At 39.0% G+C, this 20644-nt stretch carries 24 protein-coding genes; 11 read left to right on the forward strand and 13 right to left on the reverse strand.

All coding sequences use genetic code 11. From position 1 onward, the window contains the following. Positions 1 to 107 precede the first annotated feature (107 nt). Positions 108 to 893 (forward strand): murein L,D-transpeptidase catalytic domain family protein, encoded by a 786-nt coding sequence (locus DBR40_RS13790; protein ID WP_124560331.1) that lies wholly within the window; start codon positions 108 to 110, stop codon positions 891 to 893. Here DBR40_RS13790 and DBR40_RS13795 read toward each other — a convergent pair. Next, complete coding sequence (locus tag DBR40_RS13795) at positions 890 to 1333, reverse strand: hypothetical protein (RefSeq protein WP_124560332.1); 444 nt, start codon at positions 1331 to 1333, stop codon at positions 890 to 892. The two genes, DBR40_RS13790 and DBR40_RS13795, sit on opposite strands and share 4 nt — an antisense overlap. 415 nt (positions 1334 to 1748) lie before the next feature. Here DBR40_RS13795 and topB point away from each other — a divergent pair, with 415 nt between their 5' ends. Continuing rightward, on the forward strand, positions 1749 to 3602 hold the full coding sequence (topB, locus tag DBR40_RS13800) for a DNA topoisomerase III (protein ID WP_124560333.1): 1854 nt from the start codon (positions 1749 to 1751) through the stop codon (positions 3600 to 3602). Positions 3603 to 3765: 163 nt separating this feature from the next. Here the strand turns inward: topB and DBR40_RS13805 are convergent, their stop codons facing one another. The 9 genes from DBR40_RS13805 to DBR40_RS13845 all read right to left on the reverse strand — a co-directional run bounded on the left by DBR40_RS13805 (position 3766) and on the right by DBR40_RS13845 (position 10859). Then, complete coding sequence (locus DBR40_RS13805) at positions 3766 to 3975, reverse strand: response regulator transcription factor (protein ID WP_124560334.1); 210 nt, start codon at positions 3973 to 3975, stop codon at positions 3766 to 3768. A gap of 243 nt (positions 3976 to 4218) precedes the next feature. After that, positions 4219 to 6132: an AAA domain-containing protein gene (locus DBR40_RS13810; protein WP_124560335.1), complete on the reverse strand. Its 1914-nt coding sequence runs from the start codon at positions 6130 to 6132 to the stop codon at positions 4219 to 4221. 125 nt (positions 6133 to 6257) lie between these two features. Then, positions 6258 to 6641 (reverse strand): DUF3037 domain-containing protein, encoded by a 384-nt coding sequence (locus DBR40_RS13815; protein WP_124560336.1) that lies wholly within the window; start codon positions 6639 to 6641, stop codon positions 6258 to 6260. Next, the gene (locus DBR40_RS13820; protein WP_124560337.1) at positions 6619 to 7410 is read right to left on the reverse strand and encodes a HipA family kinase; all 792 of its coding nucleotides are present in this window, start codon (positions 7408 to 7410) and stop codon (positions 6619 to 6621) included. Before DBR40_RS13820 ends, DBR40_RS13815 begins: the two co-directional genes overlap by 23 nt. 178 nt (positions 7411 to 7588) lie before the next feature. Next, the gene (locus tag DBR40_RS13825) at positions 7589 to 7777 is read right to left on the reverse strand and encodes a hypothetical protein (protein ID WP_124560338.1); all 189 of its coding nucleotides are present in this window, start codon (positions 7775 to 7777) and stop codon (positions 7589 to 7591) included. A gap of 367 nt (positions 7778 to 8144) precedes the next feature. After that, the gene (gene idi / locus DBR40_RS13830; RefSeq protein WP_124560339.1) at positions 8145 to 8687 is read right to left on the reverse strand and encodes an isopentenyl-diphosphate Delta-isomerase; all 543 of its coding nucleotides are present in this window, start codon (positions 8685 to 8687) and stop codon (positions 8145 to 8147) included. Further along, positions 8688 to 9524 (reverse strand): phytoene/squalene synthase family protein, encoded by an 837-nt coding sequence (locus DBR40_RS13835; RefSeq protein ID WP_124560340.1) that lies wholly within the window; start codon positions 9522 to 9524, stop codon positions 8688 to 8690. Next, the gene (locus DBR40_RS13840) at positions 9508 to 10425 is read right to left on the reverse strand and encodes a MerR family transcriptional regulator (protein WP_233603891.1); all 918 of its coding nucleotides are present in this window, start codon (positions 10423 to 10425) and stop codon (positions 9508 to 9510) included. Before DBR40_RS13840 ends, DBR40_RS13835 begins: the two co-directional genes overlap by 17 nt. Before the next feature lie 155 nt (positions 10426 to 10580). After that, entirely contained in the window at positions 10581 to 10859 is a 279-nt protein-coding gene (locus tag DBR40_RS13845) for a hypothetical protein (RefSeq protein ID WP_039472406.1), read from the reverse strand. 293 nt (positions 10860 to 11152) lie between these two features. Between DBR40_RS13845 and DBR40_RS13850 the strand changes: the two genes are divergently transcribed. From DBR40_RS13850 to DBR40_RS13890, 9 genes are all read left to right on the forward strand, one after another. Then, positions 11153 to 11893 (forward strand): LytR/AlgR family response regulator transcription factor, encoded by a 741-nt coding sequence (locus DBR40_RS13850; protein WP_124560342.1) that lies wholly within the window; start codon positions 11153 to 11155, stop codon positions 11891 to 11893. A 101-nt stretch (positions 11894 to 11994) separates the two neighbouring features. Beyond that, positions 11995 to 13092 (forward strand): sensor histidine kinase, encoded by a 1098-nt coding sequence (locus DBR40_RS13855; protein WP_158674052.1) that lies wholly within the window; start codon positions 11995 to 11997, stop codon positions 13090 to 13092. 148 nt (positions 13093 to 13240) lie between these two features. Beyond that, positions 13241 to 13996: a LytR/AlgR family response regulator transcription factor gene (locus DBR40_RS13860; RefSeq protein WP_124560344.1), complete on the forward strand. Its 756-nt coding sequence runs from the start codon at positions 13241 to 13243 to the stop codon at positions 13994 to 13996. A 110-nt stretch (positions 13997 to 14106) separates the two neighbouring features. After that, positions 14107 to 14469, forward strand: a complete 363-nt coding sequence (locus DBR40_RS13865; protein ID WP_124560345.1) for a response regulator transcription factor — start codon at positions 14107 to 14109, stop codon at positions 14467 to 14469. Between the two features lie 10 nt (positions 14470 to 14479). Next, positions 14480 to 15106, forward strand: coding sequence for a hypothetical protein (locus tag DBR40_RS13870; protein ID WP_124560346.1), 627 nt, complete (start codon positions 14480 to 14482; stop codon positions 15104 to 15106). 129 nt (positions 15107 to 15235) lie between these two features. Next, positions 15236 to 16609: an exonuclease domain-containing protein gene (locus tag DBR40_RS13875; RefSeq protein WP_124560347.1), complete on the forward strand. Its 1374-nt coding sequence runs from the start codon at positions 15236 to 15238 to the stop codon at positions 16607 to 16609. Between the two features lie 19 nt (positions 16610 to 16628). Further along, entirely contained in the window at positions 16629 to 16967 is a 339-nt protein-coding gene (locus tag DBR40_RS13880; RefSeq protein ID WP_124560348.1) for an MmcQ/YjbR family DNA-binding protein, read from the forward strand. A 99-nt stretch (positions 16968 to 17066) separates the two neighbouring features. Beyond that, positions 17067 to 17390 carry an ArsR/SmtB family transcription factor gene (locus tag DBR40_RS13885; protein ID WP_124560349.1) on the forward strand — a complete coding sequence of 108 codons (324 nt, stop codon included), beginning with the start codon at positions 17067 to 17069 and terminating at the stop codon, positions 17388 to 17390. A gap of 26 nt (positions 17391 to 17416) precedes the next feature. Continuing rightward, positions 17417 to 17851, forward strand: a complete 435-nt coding sequence (locus DBR40_RS13890; protein WP_124560350.1) for an SRPBCC domain-containing protein — start codon at positions 17417 to 17419, stop codon at positions 17849 to 17851. A gap of 48 nt (positions 17852 to 17899) precedes the next feature. Here the strand turns inward: DBR40_RS13890 and bioA are convergent, their stop codons facing one another. Genes bioA through DBR40_RS13905 form a run of 3 tightly spaced genes read right to left on the reverse strand, consistent with a single transcriptional unit; the run spans position 17900 to position 20620 of the window. Continuing rightward, positions 17900 to 19189 (reverse strand): adenosylmethionine--8-amino-7-oxononanoate transaminase, encoded by a 1290-nt coding sequence (bioA, locus tag DBR40_RS13895; protein WP_124560351.1) that lies wholly within the window; start codon positions 19187 to 19189, stop codon positions 17900 to 17902. Between the two features lie 5 nt (positions 19190 to 19194). Beyond that, the gene (locus DBR40_RS13900; protein ID WP_124560352.1) at positions 19195 to 19647 is read right to left on the reverse strand and encodes an NUDIX domain-containing protein; all 453 of its coding nucleotides are present in this window, start codon (positions 19645 to 19647) and stop codon (positions 19195 to 19197) included. Then, positions 19634 to 20620 (reverse strand): cation diffusion facilitator family transporter, encoded by a 987-nt coding sequence (locus tag DBR40_RS13905; RefSeq protein WP_124560353.1) that lies wholly within the window; start codon positions 20618 to 20620, stop codon positions 19634 to 19636. The genes DBR40_RS13900 and DBR40_RS13905 overlap by 14 nt, the downstream gene beginning before the upstream one ends. Between the last annotated feature and the right edge of the window lie 24 nt (positions 20621 to 20644).

A 20644-nucleotide genomic window follows, 5' to 3' on the forward strand; every position in this document is an offset into this window, starting at 1 on the left:
AAGTCACAAGAGTGTAAAACAACCGCCATTTCAAACCGCATATCTCCTATCCGGGCAACATTCTAGCTAAACAGCCGTATAAATAACTCATTATCAAACAATACTGAATGAAGAAACAAATCCTTGGCATTGCTGCGATTTTTTTAGTGGGGATGAGCATTGTCGGAACAAGTTGGAAAGCCGTGGAGCTTCCACAAACACAACAACAGGCGGTAAAAAACATTGCTGCCGATAGCCTCTACAATCAATTTATTACCAATCTGTACCATACCGTTCATCTCGATTCTGCCGGATTAAACGAACAGGTTTTCGAAAAGGCACTAACCGGTTTCTATAACATGAAATATTCGGGTTTGTTAAGTGCCAAATCCATTTTAACCATAGCCGATTTTGATCAGGAAAGCACCAAAAAGCGACTGTATATTATCGATTTAGCGCAGAAAAAACTGATTATGAATACCTGGGTGGCACATGGACAAAACAGTGGCGGCGATAAGCCAGCACATTTCTCTAACAGCGTAAGCTCCAACCAGAGCAGTTTGGGGTTTTATGTTACCGGCGAAATCTATTACGGCAAACACGGTCGTTCGCTTAAATTAGATGGCATGGACCAGGGTTTTAACAACAAAGCACGAGAAAGATCAATTGTGGTACATGGTGCAGACTATGTTTCGCAGCGAACCATAAATGAACTTGGTCGCTTAGGTAGAAGTCAGGGTTGCCCTGCGGTTTCAGCTAAACTAGCCGATGAGGTAATTAACAACATCTCCGATCGCACGGTATTGTTCATCAATAACTCCGATCAGTTATACCATTCTTCCTTTTTAAACGAAACATTGGCCGCTAGCGTAGCCTTAAACCAGGAAGGCGTTTTAGCTGCACAGGTTGATTAATGGTGCTTAATATTTTTTGCATTCATATTTTTGGGCAGGAGTTTGATGAAAACAGGTGTGCATGGAGCGAGTAAATCCCATACCCATCTGTTACTATCCGCCTCCTTCTCGCCGCAATCTACCACTTCGGCTCGTTTCAACAGCTTCTTAACCAGGCTTTGAATCCACTTTACCTTTACCAAACGGTTAAAAGACAAACCAAGGTAATCGCAATACACGTGTACCAAAATCTCTACAATTAACGAGCGGTTACTAATGGCAAGCATTTGCCCAAACTCAGTTTCATAATCAGCTTTAATAGTATCTACAAGTTGGTTAAAACGAATATCTGGCCTAACACTTAAGTATTGCCATAAAGCAGCATTACTATACACCCTGATAATTTTCGGTTCGAGGCCTACTTTAATCAGTTCTCCTTCAAGTTCGTAAGTTTTATCCATTCAGGCTTAATCTGTTTTTATAATTAGAGTAAAATACTGGCAATTTGTTAATCCCATTCATATTAAATCTACAACATTGACAAATACCCCCTCTTTTGTTTGCTTACAATGCGTAAAGCCTTAATAAGCTTAAATTGTCCATTTTACTTTGAAACCTCCCTGCAGTGTGCAGCGACAAATCAAAGTAAAATGATCATTTCAGCATTATTGCTCAATTAAATCTATAAGCTGTAACGCGCTTTTTTTTGATAGAGATAACTGACACCCAAAAAACGGCTGTAAACCTTTGACATTTAACCAAATCCATACCAGGCCATTACATTAACAGCAACCTGCGGCGTATTGTGAGTAATTTTATTGAGCCCTTTGCCATTATTTTAAGCATATTTGAGGTTTGAAAAGATAAGACTATTTAATGAAGATTGTAATTGCAGAAAAGCCATCTGTTGGCCGTGAGCTTGCCAAAGTTTTCGGAGCAACCACCAGAAAAGACGGATATATTGAGGGTAAAGGCTATTCTTTTACCTGGGCGTTCGGGCATTTGCTACAATTAGCACCTCCGCAAGATTATGGTTTTATTGGTTGGCGCAAGCAACATTTGCCCATGCTACCACAAAAATTTAAACTGGCTATCCGTAAAATTAAAACCAAAGATGGCTTTGTTGATGATCCTGCCGTAAAAAAGCAGCTCGATACCATTAAAAAACTTTTTGATGAGGCTACAGAAATTATTGTAGCAACGGATGCCGGGCGTGAAGGTGAACTCATCTTCAGGTACATTTATTATTTTTTAAAGTGTAAAAAGCCTTTTAAACGCCTGTGGATTTCTTCTCAAACTGATGAGGCCATAAAAGATGGTTTCAGGAATTTAAAACCCGGAACCGACTACGATACTTTATTTAATTCAGCCCACTGCCGCTCTGAATCGGATTGGCTGGTTGGTATGAATGCCACGCAGGCCTTAAGTATTTCGGCGGGCAACCGCACAGTACTTTCGCTGGGCCGGGTACAAACGCCTACCCTAGCCATGATTTGTGCACGTTATCTGGAGATTAAGAACTTTGTACCGCAAACCTATTATCAAATCGCTATCCTGTTAAGCAAAGAAGAACAGGTTTTTAAAGCCATATCTACCACTAACTACAAGGATAAAGAAGAAGTTGAAAAACTATTTGCACTGGTAGAAGATGTGGCATCGGGTTTCCCTACCGGAGGTAATATTACTGCAGTGGAGGCCAAACCCCGAAAAGAACCACCACCGCTATTGCATGATTTAAGTAGTTTGCAACAGGAAGCCAATAAGAAAAAAGGCTATACAGCCGATCAAACCCTTAACATTTTACAGAATTTATACGAGAGCAAGCTCGTTTCTTACCCACGTACAGGCTCGCGCTATATTGGCGACGATGTATATGCGGGAGTGCCAGATTTGATTGCTAAATTTACCGATCACCCTGATTTTGGAAAACAGGCACAGTTTTTACAAACCGTAGCGTTGAACAAACGGAGTGTTAATGCCAAAAAAGTAACCGATCACCATGCGGTTTTACCTACAGGCGAGCAAGCTTACGGACTTAGTCCCGATAAACAGGCAGTGTACGATATGGTAGTTGGCCGGATGATTGAGGCTTTTCACCAGGAATGCCTGAAAGATTTAACCAAAATCACCATTCAATCGGGTGTTACTTTCGTTGCCAGCGGAACAGTAATCCGTTCGGCTGGATGGCGTGCAGTATTTAACGACCCTGAAGATGATAAAAAGGACGAAGATAACGCAGCACTGCCCAAAGTAGCAGTTGGTGAACTTTTACCGATTAACGAAAAAACGCTTTTAGAAAAGCAAACCAAACCCAAATCGATGTACAATGAAGCTTCACTGCTGAAAGCCCTCGAAACCTGCGGTAAAGAGATTGAAGACGAAGAGCTGCGCTATGCCATGAAAGATAGTGGCTTAGGCACTCCTGCAACGCGTGCATCGATTATAGAAACCTTAATTACACGCGAATACATTACCCGCGAAAAACGAAATCTGGTACCAACCAATAAGGGCCTGGCAGTATATGAGGTGGTGAAGGATAAGCAAATTGCACAGGCCGAGCTTACCGGGCAATGGGAAAAAAGGCTCGAGGAAATCCGTTCGGGCTCATCAGTAAAAGATTTTAAATCGGAAATTACCGAATATACCAAAATGATTACCAACGAACTGCTGATTGCTGGTGCATCTATATCGGGCAAAATTAACGAAGAAAAAAACCTGGAAAAAGCCTAATTAAAAACCTTTTTAATTACCTGTTCTACTGCAAACCCCATGTTTTCATCTTTTTGGATAAAACCAATGGCTCCTGCTTCTATGTAACTTTGTTGGAGAACCGTTTTGTCATTGCCGCTAAACATGCACACTTTAATATCAGGTTGAATATCTAAAATTTCCCTTACCGTATTGGAGAACTGTCTCCTTTGGGCATATTGATATCCAACAATACAAAATTAAAGGCTTCCTGTCTGAGCAGCTCGAGTGTATCGGGCAAATTACCCCTTTCTATAACAATTGGCGAGTTTAGCCATTTAGAAAAAATTCGTTTCATTAAGAGCCGCATCAGCTCACTATCATCTGCAATTAGAATTTTTATATTTTCTACCATTCCAGGAAATGTATTTTACATGTAGCTCATCCCTGCAGTAATTAGCTTAATACTGCAAACCGTGTTATGCTGATCATATATTTATAGGGAATTAAGATGGTTTTAGTAAAAATAATAATTTCAGTCTGAGTTCTTAATTATTTCATTGTAACAATTGTAAAACTTAAAATCAGCGTACTGGAATAAGTGCTTTTGAATGAAAACATACACATACTACCAAATACATTCAATCATTATTTCATCCTACAGATCCATATATTCCCATGCGCTGTGGTAAGCATCCAGTTTTTCAGCATATTCAATAAAACCGGCATAAAACGTCGATTTTGATAAGGTTGCGCTATCACCAATTACCACCAGTTTTTTCCGCGCCCTGGTCATCGCCACATTCATTCGCCGCGTATCGGCCAAAAAGCCAATAGTCCCATCCGCATTGCTTCTGGTTAAACTAATGTACACCACATCGCGTTCCTGTCCCTGAAAACTATCTATGGTATTTACGGCAATGTGATTACGATAAGGTGCCAAAACATCGTGATCTTCGATCAGGTTTTTTAAAATCTGAACCTGCTGTTTATATGGCGAAACAATAGCGATTGAAGGAAAAGAATCGGCATTATGACCAGCCTGTAAATTACCAACCAAATCCGTTAAATGTTTAACCAAAAAGGCAGCCTCATCAGGGTTCGTGGTGCTTGTTCCGTTTAATTTTTCTTCAAAACTACAGCCTGCCGTATCAATAAAGTTAATCGGGGCATCATGGGCAAAAAGCAACCTGTCGGCTACCGAATGATGTGCCTTTAAAGCATCTTTATAAAACACTTTCGATGAATAACCCATAATATCCTTATGCATGCGGTATTGCTCGCTTAAGAGCACAACCGATTCAGGATGAAGACCAGCAGTTTTTTCGAGCAAGGTATTGCCTAAACCGTTCTTCGATGCCTCGTTTGATTTTATAGTAGGCGAAAGCTGAAAATGGTCGCCGGCCAAAATTACCTTCTGTGCCTTTAAAATCGGGATCCAGCAGGCAGGCTCAAGCGCTTGTCCGGCTTCGTCAATTACAATGGTTTGATACGTTAAGTTACGTACGGTATAATGGTTTGCGCCCACCAAAGTTGCTGTAATAATCTGTGCTTTGGTAAACAGATTATCCATAATATACTGTTCTGTTTTTTCTACCTCCCGACCGATTTTATGGGCTTCATCAAATAAGGCTTTCCTTTGGTCGCGTTCTGCTTTACCAAAACTGCGCTTATATTTATGGGCCATATTTTTGTACTCGCTGGCCTGTTTTTTAAGCGCTTTAATGGTTTTCATATCCGGGTGACCAGCCATTTGATGATCAAGAGTGGCTGCAAGCAACCTTTCTGATACCCTTGCCGGATTGCCTACCCGAATTACTTTTAATCCTTCGGCAGCTAATTTTTCGGTCAGCAAATCTACTGCGGTATTGCTGGGCGCTACAACTAAGATCTTTTGATCGCTGTGCTTAGCCAGCGATTTGATGGCATGCACCAGCGTGGTTGTTTTTCCGGTACCCGGTGGGCCATGTACTATTGCCAAATGATCGGCCGAAATAATTTTATTAACCGCTAGCTGCTGCGATTCGTTTAAAGTGTTAGGAATAATAAATTTCTCCTCGCCCCGAAAGGAAGGCTTATCTCCCTGCGTTAAAATGCGGATTAGTTTATTTTCAGCTTCATTTTCGGCTAAATGGGTAGCCTGTTTCAGTGCAGCCTGCATTTCATCATAACTGTTGTTATCAAACAACAAATCAACACCTAGTTTTCCGTCTCTCGTCCAGTCGGGCAGTTCGTCTTCCCTGAAACTGATTTTCATCCTGCTACCGCTCTGATGTGTAATTACGCCCTCTATACGATCCGCTTTAGCATCGTGATTAGAAAACAACACCACAGATGATCCAAACCTGAACTGGTGAGAAAAATCCTGATGTGTAGTGCGTTCAAGTTCAACCGTAAGATAATCGCCCCTACCTATCTCCGTATTTCTGAGGGCTATTGGATACCAGGTTAAGCCCAATGCCCTCCTATCGGCCGCAGAAGTATTTTCGGTAAGTTTTAAATAAGATTGTAAATCTTCTTCGCGCTCTATATCAAGCAAATGCTGAAGTTGTTTAAAATATTCTTTTGGCAAAGGGGGTTGAATTAATTGTATGAATTGATTAATTGTTGGATTGCTATATGTTTGGTTAATCGGTTAATTGTTTGAATTGGTTAACTGATCCCAATACGCATAACGCCAGGCGCTATACGCTCCGCCTACAGCACCAGCTCCTGGTGTAACCTCAATAGTGTTTCTTCCGCATCGGTACAAAGTCCGGGGTGTACTTTAGAACATTGCACAACCGTGCTCCGTGTAGCGGTAAGCCACCTGAAACGTGAAGCCTGATCGTACTGGCCAATCGGCCCCGATCCTTTTGCGGCAATGCTTATCCTTTCGAAAGCACAAAGGTTGGCTTTCAGTTCGTCTAAATCAATTTTAGGCGAAAAGGCAAGCATTCGGGCTTCATCTACAGCAAAAATACTCTTTAAAAATTTCTGCTTCGCGCAAAACAGGATAATGCCCACATTAATAAATTCTTCGCGTTCTACCCTTGGCATCACGCGGATCACAGCATACTCAAATAAGAACTTCTCTTGCATGTTGTGCTTCCTTTATAATGGTATCGGCATGTAATAACCTGGTGGTTAAAAAATGCTCGTAAGCTTTACGGTGATCGGTGGTATTGCTAAAATTAGTTTCGCCTTCAAGCCAGGTATCCGGGATTAAAGCAATCACTGCTTCAATTTTTTCGGGCGTTAGTATGGCTTTAAAAGTTTCATTTACGGTTTCTAATTCAGTTGCCCATGGCAATAGTACATGATCTTTAACCAAATAGAATGGCTTAATGGCCTGTTCTTCCCAATTTTGCCAGGAATGGTGAAAATATAGCGAGGCACCGTGATCGATTAACCAGAGTTCTTTATGCCACACCAACATATTGGTGTTTCTACAAGTGCGATCCATGTTGGTTAAAAAGCAATCAAGCCACACAATTTGCGAGGCTAAGGTTGCATCAACAGTGGTTACCGTCGGATCGAAGGTAATGGCACCAGATAAGTAATGCAAGGCCAGGTTTAGCCCAACGCTCGCTTTTAACAAATCCTGTATTTCTTCATCAGGTTCTGTACGGCCAAAAGCTTCGTCCAGATTGGCAAATACAAGTTCTGGTACGCGCAGCCCTAAAATCCTAGCAATTTCACCGCCAATTAATTCAGCAATGAGCGCTCTTGGCCCTTGTCCGGCCCCACGGAATTTCAGTACATATAAAAAGTTATCGTCGGCCTCGGCAATGGCAGGCATAGAACCTCCCTCGCGCAATGGCGTAACGTACCTGGTTACATTTACTGTTCTTAGTTGTAAATCGTTCATAAATACGGATAGAACGACATTTTATTTATGGAATGTAGCATTCTAAACTTGCGGCAAATTTAACAGAATTAAAGCAATTATTTGGTCAAAGTTTAGTCAGCCAGAAATGCTTAAAACTTTCCGGCGAGTATTTTATTGATCTATTTTTGAGAGAAGATGTGCTTCAGGCCAGATAAGGTTAATCGTGACCAAGGTATTCATTCCCTGTTGGGGTCATCGCCGCCGACCATTGTACCGATTCGCGGTTAATTTTGATTAGGCCCAGGCTTTCCAGTTCTTCATAATCTTCTTCCATGCCGCCCAGAATAGAGGAACTCACCTGTTGATTGATTACCTCTAGTAGAGATATGATTTCTGATCTTTCCATAACAGTTAGCGATTAAATACATTTTGATTAACATAAATATAATAAAAATGTTTCCTGCTCAACCAAAATGCAACCCGGAAAAATAATTTATTTTTTCAAAAATCACCAACCTGTACTGAACAACAAAAAACGGCGATTAGGTTAAGTCACTAAAAACTAAATATATAGGTAAAACTATCTTAAAAAAAATAGTTTAGTCAGCTTAAAACATAAACTCCTCAACGTTAAGCGCTTATTTTTAAGAAAAGGCTCCAATTGAGCATTCAAGTATAATCTTAAAGTAAAAGAAATGTTAAAACTATTGCAATTTTCTAAACTACTCCTATATTTGTCCTCGAGAGCGTTAATTTAGATACGGGTATATGGCTTAGGCTGTATGCCCGTTTTTTGTTCTTGCGGTTGAGGCATGCCTTACAACTTTATCTAAACAAATCCTTAACCAGGGACTATAAGCCTGAGGATTGAGATTAATATCTTCTTTTAACGACACTAAATCCATATACTTAAAATCTTCTACTTCTTCCCGATTGATAACCGGCTGCTCATCTGTCATTCCGAAAAAAACATGATCTACCTCGTGTTCCGTTAAGCCGTTGTCAAATTCAGCCTTGTAAGTAAATTTAAAAAGATAACTAATCTCACATTCCATTCCCATTTCTTCTTTAAGTCTTCTTTTGGCCGCATGCACATTGCTTTCGCCAATTTTCGGGTGACTACAACAGGTATTGGTCCATAAACCTCCTGAGTGATATTTGCTTTTGGCCCTTTGCTGTAGTAGCAATTCGCGTTTAAAATTGAAAATAAACACAGAAAAGGCACGGTGTAATGCCCCCTCTTCATGCGCCTTCATCTTTTCCATCTGCCCCCTCGGCACATCCTCACTATCTACCAGTATAACATGTTCTTCCATTTATATTACATTTAACTTATTCCTGATGATTGAATCAAACATCAAACCAATTTTTCGCGTGTTTGAAATCCTAATCCTTTCGGTCATGATTTTTTCGGCACTTAGCCGCTTTATTTTTGTAAAAAGTTTTTTATAATAGATATAGGTTAAATACACCCCATTCCGCGAACTTGGAGGCAAAAGCTTAATACCTGCAAGTGCTGCGTCAAATTCTTTTTCTATTTCAGTTTCTATCTGTTGTTTCTGGGTATCGCAAAATGCGGCCAGGTTCACATTCGGAAAATAATTACGCTTTAAACCCTGATGATCAGCCTTTACATCACGCAGAAAATTCACTTTCTGAAATGCTGAACCTAGTTTCATTGCATAAGGCTTTAATCTTTCATAATCGGCACTATGGCCATTGGTAAATACTTTGAGGCACATTAAACCCACCACTTCGGCAGAGCCTAAAATATATTCGTTATACAATGCCGCAGTATATTTGGTTTCCGAAAGATCCATCTCCATGCTCTTCAGAAAGAGAACGATCAGTTCGTGATCTATGGTATATTGATTAACAATTTTTTGAAATGAATTTAAAATTGGATTTAAGCTAATTCCCAGGTTAATTGCTTCAAAAGTATCATGTTTAAATTTCTCGAGCAGTTTTTTTTTGTCGTAATGATGAAAACTGTCTACTATTTCGTCAGCCAAACGTACAAAACCGTAAATGGCATAAACAGGCAAACGCAGATCCCTACCAAGCATATAAATGCCGAAAGAAAAACTCGTACTATATCTTTTGGTAGTTAGCCGGCTGCAATCGGCAGATAGCTGATCAAAAATTTCTTTCATTTAATACTGGGGATTGGATAGATAGTTCAAATTCATCAAGCGTTCTAAAGCGGTTGATGTGGTCAATATTTTTTAATTCATCAATTACCTGATTATTTCCAGCCAGGTGAATCTGGGCTGAAGTACATATAGCCGATAACTGATTGATGTATTGCTGGGCTTTTACAGTTGGCTGCGTTTTCACCATAAAAAGCAATACATGATCAACATTTAAAGTATGGTAAACCTTAGCAATAGCATTTAAGGGTACTTTACTGCCTAAGAAAATAACTTGTTGCTGGTAAATCCGCAATATGTAGCTAGCAAAAAGCAGACCGATATCGTGATCTTCATACTCTGGTAAAAAAAGCAGCCACTTTTGGCCCGTCATTTTCTGAACAGCTAAATTATTAATATGGGTAAATATTTTCTGACGGATAATGTTTGCTAAAAAATGTTCATGTGCGGGACAAATATCGTCTTTACGCCACATTAAACCGAGACGTACCAGCAAGGGATAAATAACCTTACGGTAGCAGGTTGATAATCCTAAGCAATCAATACTTTCATCTAACAGGCGATGAAAAGAATATTCATCGAAAGCAATACCATGTTTCACCAACTGAGAAATACAATATTCGCTGTGGGCATCATCAGACACCGGATTAAATTCCTGATCGAGCAGCCGGTTCATTTCCCTATCAGAAAGCAAGCAGATTTTTGAAATCTTTAGTCCACTTTTAATTAAACTTACAATATTCAGCAGCCTCCTTAACTCATTATCGTCGTACAACCGGGTATTCCCCTGCGAACGCGCAGGGCTTAAAGCACCATAGCGCCGCTCCCAAATTCTTATGGTGTGCGCATAGATACCCGAAAGTTGTTCCAGATCTGAAATAGAATAAGTCATTATTTTGTTCAAATATATCGCTTAAAACTTAAACAAAAGTCAGATCCTTATTTATTTTTTTAGCACAGGCTGAAGCTATAGGATAAATCAATATCCATTAAAATTTAAACCAGGAAAAAAGAGCGGAAAGTTAATTGAAACCTAAACAATAAATATTAAGCAGGCGCTTATTTAAAGGCTTCTTCGGTAAGCAAAACTCCTTTTTCGCCATTACCAGTTTCTATTGTGTGTACGTGTTTATACGAATGGCTAAACAAGTCGTATCCATGTTCCATTTGTTTAATAGATACAGCACTTAAAGGATACTTAAAATTAGTTTGCATGCAAAGCAGGTTATTATTTGCCAATAACAAGAAATCACAATCGTAACCTCTTTCTTGCAATTCAATAACCTTTTTGGTAATTGATACATTCAACCTGTTGGTTGTACGGATTTTGTTTTTCATGAGATTTTGTATTTAGGTAATTCCGGGGATGAAAATTCGCTAATTAAATATATCTATTAATTATTACGATTCAAAATATAATATATTGTTTTACAACGAATTAAATCACACTCCTGTGTGTTTTACAATACCAAAAACGTGAAGACTACGCAGCATAAATCCGCAATTTTGATTCACATAACAAAGTGTATCATATTTATTACAAAAAGTGTTAAAAAAGGTTACGCTCCCAAAATTAATTTCTATAATTAAAAAGCATGCTTAATTTAGCTCTACTAACACACACGCACTTAATGAAACTAACATGTATCGTAATCGATGACGATATTTATGCCGTTAACGGTATAATTTCGTATATCGATGCACTGGCTAATATCCAGTTAATCAAATCGTACACAGACCCATTGCTGGCTTTAAATGAAATTACAGCTGGTGAAGCAGTCGACATTATCTTTATGGATGTTGATATGCCACTTATTTCGGGACTGGAACTTTCCAAGGTGATCAGGCACAAAACCGACAAACTGATTTTCACCACGTCGCATTCTAAATACGCATACGAGGCTTTTGAAATGTACGCCAGTGCCTACCTCTTAAAGCCTTATACCTTTGCGCGCTTTGCCGAAACCATCAATATGCTTTTTCCAAAAAGGCCAACTGCCCCACACGTAAGCCTTAAGCAAGACGATGATTATTTCTTTGTAAGAAACAAAAATGACAACAATAACCTCATAAAAGTGAGATATCTGGATATAGTTGCAGTCGAAAGTCTTCAGAATTATGTCAGAATTTTTACATTAAATGAAACCATAGTCGCATATATTGCCTTGTCCGAAATTAAAGTGATCCTCCTTAATTATGCCAACTTTGCACAGGCACACCGTTCGTTTATTATTGCAAAAAACTACATTGAAAAGGTTGAAGGCCATACGCTGAAGATGATTAATAACCTGACAATTAACATTGGCAGCAACTACCGCGACAGTATCCAAGACTACATTAAGGAAAAAACCATTAAAACTAACCGCTCTTAACGTTAAATTTTTGTTATTTTCGTATCACTAACCAATAAGCTTCGGGCTTTTTTTGGATGGTGATATATTTGCCGTTCCCCAATTTACAAGTCGTTTACCAAATGAGACTAACAAAACAAAACGAAAAAAAGTGGCCTGTTTTAAGCTGGATCATCAGTAAAAAACTCCATATTATTATCTGGCTTGTCTTTATCTTTTACGAAGCCATAATTGTGGGCTTAATTAATGGAAAATTTGGCCGTTTAGCTCCCTATGTTTTATACTATACGCTCAATATTACCACGTTTTATGTACATGCACATCTGATATTAGCCCTGGGCCTTAGCAAGCCCAAGCAAACTGCCTGGAAGTTACCTTTATTACTGGTAGCTGAAATTATTGCCTATTTCAGTATTTCAATCTGTCTTGATTATATTATTATCCACTATACCAACTACACCGGATCGAGAAGAATTACGCTCGACCTGGTATATTTCTCTGCACCGTTATACCGATGTGTTTATTTCATGTGCTTTTCTACCGGTTATTATTTTTTAATCCGTTATATTAAAGAGCGCAAAAAGACGGAGGAGTTAGAAAAACAGCGACTAAATAATCTCATTCAGCTGGCAAAATCAGAAAATGCTTTTTTAAAGGCCCAAATACAGCCGCATCTGTTGTTTAATACTTTAGATTTTATTTATCAGAATGCCCGCGAATCATCGCCCGTTGCTGCCGAAACTATTCTGTCGCTTTCCGAAATGATGCGTTATTCGGTTGACAACAACAAGGACAAGGATTTTGTACTGCTTACCGAAGAAATTAACCAGGTGGAAAACCTGATCAACCTACACCAGTTGCGCCAAAACCATGGGATTGGTTTACGTTTTTGGTACGATGATGAAATAAGGGGGATTAAAATTATTCCCATGGTAGTGATTACCCTGGCTGAAAACATGTTTAAACATGGCGACCTGTTAAAGGAAGCATCGCCAGCTGAAATAAGTATAAAATTAGGCCAGGGAAAGCTAATTATTGAAACTGCCAACCTCATTAAAGAAGTTAAAGATAACTCGGGCCTACATTCAGGTTTGGAAAACATTAAAAAGCGCCTTAATTACACCTACGGTAACGATGCAGCCTTTGAATATGCCACAGGAGCTGATCACTATTTTAGAGTAACATTATCGATCATAATCCGAAAAGATAACCAGCTTTAGTATTTTTACTTGAAAATTGTGGATTTCGGTACAATTTTAAAAGAAAAGTTAATTTTCCTTGCTGAATACATAAAAATAAGATAGGATTGTTAATTTTTTCCATTTTAATGACTGAAATTGTAATTTGCAGCATCTAAACCTATTAAAAATGTCAATAAGTTGTATCGCTATCGATGATGACCCCCATTCGTTGGAGAATCTGATAGCTTATATGGATAAGCTTCCTGATTTGAAACTTATCCAAACTTTTACAGAACCCATCCAGGCTTTGGCAGAGATTTCTGCATCAAACCCTGTTGATATTATTTTCCTCGATGTAGAAATGCCTTCCCTATCCGGTATTGAACTGGCTGGTTTGCTTAGGCAAAAAACGAAACACCTTGTTTTTACCACAGCCCATGCCCGTTATGCGATTGATGCCTTTAAAGTAGAAGCAGATGCTTACCTGCTAAAACCTTACTCTATTTTACATTTCACCAAAACCATCAATAATTTATATCCAACGGGCAAAAAAGCAGTTAACTCCTTCTCTATTTTTGAAGAGAATTTTTTTTACCTCCCATTACAGGGTGATGACGGCAACCTTGTTAGAATTGACCTCAATGAATTGATTGCAGTAGAAGATTTTGATCACGATGTTCAGTTTAAAACCACAATTAATACCTTTTTAAGTTCAAGATCAAACTTCACCAAAATGCTTAACATGCTCAAAAAGCATTCGGCATTTATTCAGATCAGCCCAACAGTTATTATTGCCAAACAACACATTAAAAGCGTATTAGGTAATAGCGTATTGTTATCTAACGAAACTGCATATACCATTTTTGATGCTTATAAAGAGCAGTTTGCAGGCTTTGTAAAAAGCAATCACCCTGGAGAAACTCCGAAGCAAGACACCCCATAATTATCTAAATTTCTGTACGCCTCTCTTTCCCACTTTTTATTTTCTTTAAAACATTACCTTACGAATTTTGTATTAGGATAGTCTATTTAATAATTTATTGATTATCTGTTTTGAAAAAAGTATTGGTTGTGGATGATGATCCAGATGTATTAGAGGTTGTGCAAGAGGTATTAGAAACCGAAAATTATAAAGTTTATCCGCTCTTATCTCCACGGTTTATATTTAAGGCCGTTAGGGATTTCAACCCTGACCTGATTATTCTGGACATTATGTTGAACGGAATGGATGGGCGTGCCGTATTCAAAGAGTTAAGATTAAACGCCGAAAGCAATAACATACCGGTTATGCTTACCTCAGCCAGGTTCGATGAAAGTTATGTGGTATCGCAAAGCTACCATCCCGACGATTATTTACGCAAGCCTTTCACAATAAGCAGTTTATTACAAAAAGTAGGCACACTGACCGAAAACTAAAAAACCACATATGAATTTAAGATTATTAATTGCAGGCTTTTTACTATCCGCTACAGTCTCTACGCAAGTAAAAGCACAAAACAGACCCGATAAACTATATTCGATGAGTGGCATCGGAATGGCTTTCCCAATGGGTGAAACTTCTGATTATTTTAAACCTAAATTTTCTACTTCGTTAGGACTAAATTTAGGCCTGGGCGATGGTGGTTTATTCCTCTACCCTAAAGTGAGTTTGCACGCTTTTACTTTCAATCAGATTACCCCAGATGCTGGCTATACCTACACTTTGCAAAAAGGGAGATCTACTACTTACCTTTTAAATGTGGCATTGGGGTACCGTAAAATCGTAGATAAATGGGCGTTTTATGGCTTTGCAGGTGCCGGAGGAGGAATTATCCTTACCCCTCAGGCTGGCGTTAACACAACCACACTGCAAGTTACACAATCTAATAAATCAAATGGTTTAGGCATTGCCGAAGCTGGTGCCGGCATTGAGTACAATCTGGGCGGCGCCAATTTATTTGTAGAAACCAGCTATATGTACGGTTTTGGTAAAATACAGAACCGAACTTTTAACACCCTCCCAATTACTGTGGGTATTAAACCTAATTTGAGCAAATTACTTAACAAACTATAATTGCCCCCACATACAAAATACAGCAGCGGTTACATTAAATAGGTAACCGCTTTTTTTATGCTAAAGAAATAATCAAAATTATTTTTATACTAATTATTTTAGTATAGATTTGTAATCAAAATACATTTCATGTTGTACGCAGTTGTAGATATAGAAACCACTGGTGGTCATGCCTCAGCAAATGGCATTACCGAAGTTGCCATTAACATTCACGATGGTAATGAAATGGTAGAATCTTATACCACATTGATTAACCCCGGCATAGCTATTCCGGCTCACATTACTGCGCTTACAGGCATTGATGATGCCATGCTGAAAGATGCCCCTGTTTTTGAAGATGTGGCCTTACAAATTTACCAGTTGTTACACGATAAGATTTTCGTAGCACACAATGTCAATTTCGACTATTCGTTCTTAAAACACCATTTAGCGACAGCGGGCTATGATTTACAATGTACTAAACTGTGCACAGTTAGGCTCAGTAGAAAATTAATTCCGGGCAAGGGCTCTTACAGCTTAGGCAAGCTTTGTACAGCACTTGAAATTCCCATATACAACAGGCACAGGGCTGCCGGCGATGCCGATGCAACCAGTATTCTTTTTAATCTGCTGTTGGCGAATGATGACAAGGGAATTATTGCAGAAATGCTTAAAAAGACCTCGAAAGAACAGGCGCTACCGCCCCATTTAGATAAAGCTTCGATTTTAAGGTTACCTAATCAACCCGGTGTTTATTATTTTAAAGATAGTAAGGGAAAAATTGTTTACGTTGGTAAGGCGAAAAACCTTAAAAAAAGGGTCACCAGCCATTTTACCGGCAATAACGCAAATCGCCAGCGCCAGGATTTTCTGCGCACCATACACCATGTCGATTTTGTGGTATGTGGTACCGAGTTAATGGCCTTAATTTTAGAGGCTAATGAAATTAAACGCCTTTGGCCCGAGAATAACCGCGCCATGAAACGCTACGAACATAAGTACGACCTGTACGTATTCGAAGATCAAAACGGTTACCTGCGCCTGGCGATCGATAAACATAAAAAAAACAACCGTGCATTTCAGAGCTTTAATAATCTGCTGGAAGGTTATAGCTTTTTAAACCAGATGGTTGATAAATACCAGCTTTGCGCCAGGCTCTGTTACCTACAAAAAACAGCAACCAAATGTTATGCACACGAAAACGGACAATGTTTTGGGGCCTGCAGTGGCATAGAAACCGTTACGGTTTACAACAAAAAATTAAACGCGGCACTGGCAGATATACAAAAACAACAGCCTAGTTTTGCACTGGTTGATGAAGGCCGGGATGTCAACGAATTTAGCTGCCTGGTAGTAGAGAAAGGCCAGTTTTACGGCATGGGCTATTTTACCGATACCAAATACCTCTCGGATGGATTAGCACCAATTAAAAATGACTTGTCCATCTATCCATCCAACAGTTATATTTTGAACCTGATTTTAACACACGCAGCACAATACCCGCAAAAAATGTATAAATTGTAGTTGATGTAAACCTACCTTTATGAACACTTCAACTTTTTGCGTGCATTGCCTTTCATTCGAAGAAGTTGTTGAAATGCCCCATTTTGAGAAAACTTCTTTCCGGGTAAACAAAAAAATATTTGCCACCTTAGATCTTCAGTATAACCGGGCTACATTTAAGCTGTCAGCAATTGACCAATCCATTTTCTGCGATTACAAGCCCGATAAAATAAGGCCCGCAACCGGAGCTTGGGGCAAGCAAGGTTGGACCACTTTCGAAATAACTGATCTTCCTGATGAAATGGTTACTGATGCACTTACCCTTTCCTATTGCAACGTGGCACCGCCAAAACTAGCGGTGAAGCACAAAAGAGACTAATTTTCGACATACAGAAACAGATTAATACTAAAAAGTAGTATAAAAATTTGCGTAAGTGATTACTTACACTTATATTCGTAAGCAATTACTTACATAAATATGAGAAGAGATGTATTTCAAGCCATTGCCGATCCAACACGAAGAGAAATTATTAACCTCATTGCCCATAAAACACTAAACCTGAATGCCATTGCCGAAAATTTCGAGATGAGCAGACCTGCTATTTCGCAGCATATAAAAGTGCTTACGGAATGTGGTTTAATTGAAATGAAACAGCAAGGCCGGGATAGATATTGTTATATCCAGTTTCAAAAACTGGCAGAGGTAGCACAATGGTTAGAGCAGTACCGCACCTTCTGGACCAATAAATTAGATGCATTAGCGGTACACCTATCAAAAGACCAACAACCTGAACAGGAATAAAAATTAGAAACTAAAACCCTATAAAAATGAAAAACGAACCAGTTATTGTAGAACGGGTATACAATGCCCCTATCAGCAAAGTATGGAAAGCTTTAACGGATAACAATGAAATTAAACAATGGTACTTCCAGTTAGCAGATTTTAAACCCGAAGTTGGTTTTAAATTCGAGTTTACAGGCGGACCGGATGATGGACCTCAATACCTGCATCTGTGCGAAATAACCGAAATTATTGAAGGCAAAAAACTTGTTTACAGCTGGCATTATGATGGCTACCCGGGAAACTCGCTGGTAAGCTGGGAGTTATTTGAAAAAGGCGACAAAACCTTGCTAAAACTAACCCACACTGGCATTGAAAGTTTTGCTTCAGCAGGATCTGATTTCGCAAAAACAAGCTTCAATGGTGGCTGGAACTACTTTGTTAACGACGCGCTTAAAAATTACCTTGAGTCAGCGGCTTAGCTAATCCTCAAATTATACCGGGCATAATTAATACGCTCGGTATAATCGTTAAATTTCTGCTAAAGCTTGCTTTATAGCGTCATAAATATAATCTAGGTCAACATCGCTGATCACATAAGGCGGCAAAATGTAAATGATATTGCCCAGAGGCCTTAAAATAATTCCTTTGTCTAAAAAGTAAGCGTACAGTAAGTTGCGCAGGTTACTTAAATAAGAAGTTTCGTCACCTGTTTCCCATTCTATGGCAATAATAGTACCTGTTTGCCTTACCGCTTTTACCTTAGCATGTGCTTTTATTTCCTGTAAAAACACAGCATGTTTAGCCTCTACCCGCTTAATATTAGCCAGGGTTTCTTCCTTCAGTAAAATATCTAAACTGGCCAGCGAAGCTACGCAAGCTATTGGGTTTGCTGTAAATGAATGTCCGTGGTAAAGTGTCTTTAATTTATCCTCGCTTAAAAAGGCATCAAATATTTCATCGGTACAGGTAGTGATTCCTAAAGGCATAGTACCTCCGGTTAAACCTTTACTTAAACAAATAATATCAGGTTTCTGGTTCAGTTTTTCGCAGGCAAAATACGTGCCTGTCCGGCCAAATCCAGTCATTACCTCGTCGGCGATAATTAAAATACCGGCCTTTCTACAAGCTGTAACCAGTTCATCAAGGTATTTTGCTTCATACATCAACATACCACCCGAACCTAAAATTAGTGGTTCAAAAATAAAACAAGCGGTATCTGTAAGATTAGAAATGTAAGCTGTGAGATCTGAGATATTGTCTTCGTTGGGTAAGTCGATAAAATCGACATCAAACAACAAACTGTTAAAAGCATCCGTAAAAATGCTGCGTCCACTAACAGACATGGCACCAAAGGTATCGCCGTGGTAAGCATTTTTAAAGGCCAGAATCCTGGTTTTAGGTTTACCTTTATTATCCCAGTATTGCAGGCACATTTTAAGCGCTACTTCTACTGCTGTAGAACCATTATCGGTATAAAAGACCTTATCTTGCTTACCCGGCAAAATAGGCAAAAGCCTCTCAGCCAGCAAAACAGCCGGTTCGTGGGTAAAGCCCGCAAAAATTACATGTTCGAGTACATTGAGTTGCTCAGCCACCTTTTGTGCAATGTAAGGGTGCGCATGGCCATGGATATTTACCCACCACGAAGAAACTGCATCGATATACTTTTTACCGTTTTCGTCGAAAACATAAACACCCTCTCCCTTCACAATCGGAATGTGGGGTAAAGCATTTTTCATTTGGGTATAAGGATGCCAGATTACTTTTTTATCGCGTTCGGCTAAATTTAAGTTAGTATCTGGAGAAGTATCTGACATAATAATTAATGATTTACAGAATATTGATCTTTTAAAAGCTGTGCCACGGTTTTATCTGTTTTAAAGGTAATTTCATCGATGGCTAAATTCTCAATCTTAACCCACCTAAAAGCCTGAAGAATTTCACCTTCCCCGTCGAAATCGTAAATTTCAGCTTTAAAAGCTAATTTTAAGGGAGCTTTTTCCTTAACCAGATAATATACACTAATTACCTGACTATCGTTAAACGATGATTTTTCATAAAAATCAGTAGTGTAAAAATGAGATAGCACATCAATTTCAGCTTCGCATTCTTCTACAAATTCACGCTTCAATCCATCTATCAAACCTTCGCCTAATTCTAAGCCACCACCCGGGAATTTACTGAAACGGAAGCCATATTCTTCTTCATCACTTACCAAAACCTCGTTATTGTGGTTAATTAAGAGCCCGTATACGCGGACATTAAAGTAGCTCATTTTCGAAATGCTTTTTATTTTTAATTACAATTTCAGGTGTCCAAACAATTTCTTTTCTAAATGCTTCCGATCGTACCGGGCACTCGCTCATGTGGCAGTAGTGGCAACATTCGGGCAAACAAGGGTCGGCATGAATAAAAAGCTCGGCCTTGCGTACACCGTTTGAATTGATGAGTTCATCAATCTGCGAAATTTCGCGGTGTACTTTATTTAAATCGAAATAATAAGGTAAAGTTACATGGCAATCGATATGAAATTCAGGGCCATACTGTTGCGTACGCAGGTTGTGCACATCTATCCAGGGATTATGACGATTTTTCTGCAATACTTCTACCACTTCTTCTACCAAGGTAAAATCACTTTCATCCATTAAACCACCAACCGAACCACGCGTAAGTTTATAACCCGAGTAAACAATATAAAAACCTACCAAAACAGAAAGCAAACTATCCAGCCAAATAATATTTGTTAGCTGGATCAGAATCAATCCTACTACAATAGCCGCACTGGTGTAAGTATCGGTTAACAAATGTCTACCATCAGCCTGTAGTGTAATAGAATGCTGATCTTTACCCACATTAATGAGGTATAAACCAACAATCATATTAACCAGGCCGGTAATACCGATAATCAGCGTTCCTTCTAATAACTGTCCTACTGAATGAGGGTAAATAAGGTTGTAAGACGATTTAAAGATAATGATAACGCCGGCAATCAGGATCAGGATTCCCTCTACAAATGCAGAGAAAAACTCTACTTTACCATGTCCATAGGGATGGTTTTCATCGCGAGGCTGTGTACTGAGATAAATACTGTAAAAAGCAAAGCTTCCGGCAATTACGTTTACAATACTCTCGGCTGCATCAGTTAAAATCGAGTTAGAACCTGTAATAAAATAAGCTGCAAACTTGGCCAGCATCAATAAAATGCTCACCACCAACGATAGTATAATTGCTTTTTTCTTTACCGACACAGTGCTTTTTTGTACAAAAATACG

Source organism: Pedobacter sp. KBW01 (assembly GCF_003852395.1).
Lineage (GTDB): Bacteria > Bacteroidota > Bacteroidia > Sphingobacteriales > Sphingobacteriaceae > Pedobacter.

What these genes read in the sequence shown, in the direction of transcription:
- DBR40_RS13860 (WP_124560344.1), top strand. Translation starts at nt 13,241, where the DNA reads ATGTCAATAAGTTGTATCGCTATCGATGATGACCCCCATTCGTTGGAG.
- DBR40_RS13815 (WP_124560336.1), bottom strand. Translation starts at nt 6,641, where the DNA reads ATGCAAGAGAAGTTCTTATTTGAGTATGCTGTGATCCGCGTGATGCCA.
- DBR40_RS13850 (WP_124560342.1), top strand. Translation starts at nt 11,153, where the DNA reads ATGAAACTAACATGTATCGTAATCGATGACGATATTTATGCCGTTAAC.
- DBR40_RS13790 (WP_124560331.1), top strand. Translation starts at nt 108, where the DNA reads ATGAAGAAACAAATCCTTGGCATTGCTGCGATTTTTTTAGTGGGGATG.
- idi (WP_124560339.1), bottom strand. Translation starts at nt 8,687, where the DNA reads ATGGAAGAACATGTTATACTGGTAGATAGTGAGGATGTGCCGAGGGGG.
- DBR40_RS13845 (WP_039472406.1), bottom strand. Translation starts at nt 10,859, where the DNA reads ATGAAAAACAAAATCCGTACAACCAACAGGTTGAATGTATCAATTACC.
- DBR40_RS13885 (WP_124560349.1), top strand. Translation starts at nt 17,067, where the DNA reads ATGAGAAGAGATGTATTTCAAGCCATTGCCGATCCAACACGAAGAGAA.
- DBR40_RS13795 (WP_124560332.1), bottom strand. Translation starts at nt 1,333, where the DNA reads ATGGATAAAACTTACGAACTTGAAGGAGAACTGATTAAAGTAGGCCTC.
- DBR40_RS13805 (WP_124560334.1), bottom strand. Translation starts at nt 3,975, where the DNA reads ATGGTAGAAAATATAAAAATTCTAATTGCAGATGATAGTGAGCTGATG.
- DBR40_RS13880 (WP_124560348.1), top strand. Translation starts at nt 16,629, where the DNA reads ATGAACACTTCAACTTTTTGCGTGCATTGCCTTTCATTCGAAGAAGTT.
- DBR40_RS13890 (WP_124560350.1), top strand. Translation starts at nt 17,417, where the DNA reads ATGAAAAACGAACCAGTTATTGTAGAACGGGTATACAATGCCCCTATC.
- DBR40_RS13900 (WP_124560352.1), bottom strand. Translation starts at nt 19,647, where the DNA reads ATGAGCTACTTTAATGTCCGCGTATACGGGCTCTTAATTAACCACAAT.
- DBR40_RS13825 (WP_124560338.1), bottom strand. Translation starts at nt 7,777, where the DNA reads ATGGAAAGATCAGAAATCATATCTCTACTAGAGGTAATCAATCAACAG.
- topB (WP_124560333.1), top strand. Translation starts at nt 1,749, where the DNA reads ATGAAGATTGTAATTGCAGAAAAGCCATCTGTTGGCCGTGAGCTTGCC.
- DBR40_RS13870 (WP_124560346.1), top strand. Translation starts at nt 14,480, where the DNA reads ATGAATTTAAGATTATTAATTGCAGGCTTTTTACTATCCGCTACAGTC.
- DBR40_RS13820 (WP_124560337.1), bottom strand. Translation starts at nt 7,410, where the DNA reads ATGAACGATTTACAACTAAGAACAGTAAATGTAACCAGGTACGTTACG.
- bioA (WP_124560351.1), bottom strand. Translation starts at nt 19,189, where the DNA reads ATGTCAGATACTTCTCCAGATACTAACTTAAATTTAGCCGAACGCGAT.
- DBR40_RS13835 (WP_124560340.1), bottom strand. Translation starts at nt 9,524, where the DNA reads ATGAAAGAAATTTTTGATCAGCTATCTGCCGATTGCAGCCGGCTAACT.
- DBR40_RS13855 (WP_158674052.1), top strand. Translation starts at nt 11,995, where the DNA reads ATGAGACTAACAAAACAAAACGAAAAAAAGTGGCCTGTTTTAAGCTGG.
- DBR40_RS13875 (WP_124560347.1), top strand. Translation starts at nt 15,236, where the DNA reads ATGTTGTACGCAGTTGTAGATATAGAAACCACTGGTGGTCATGCCTCA.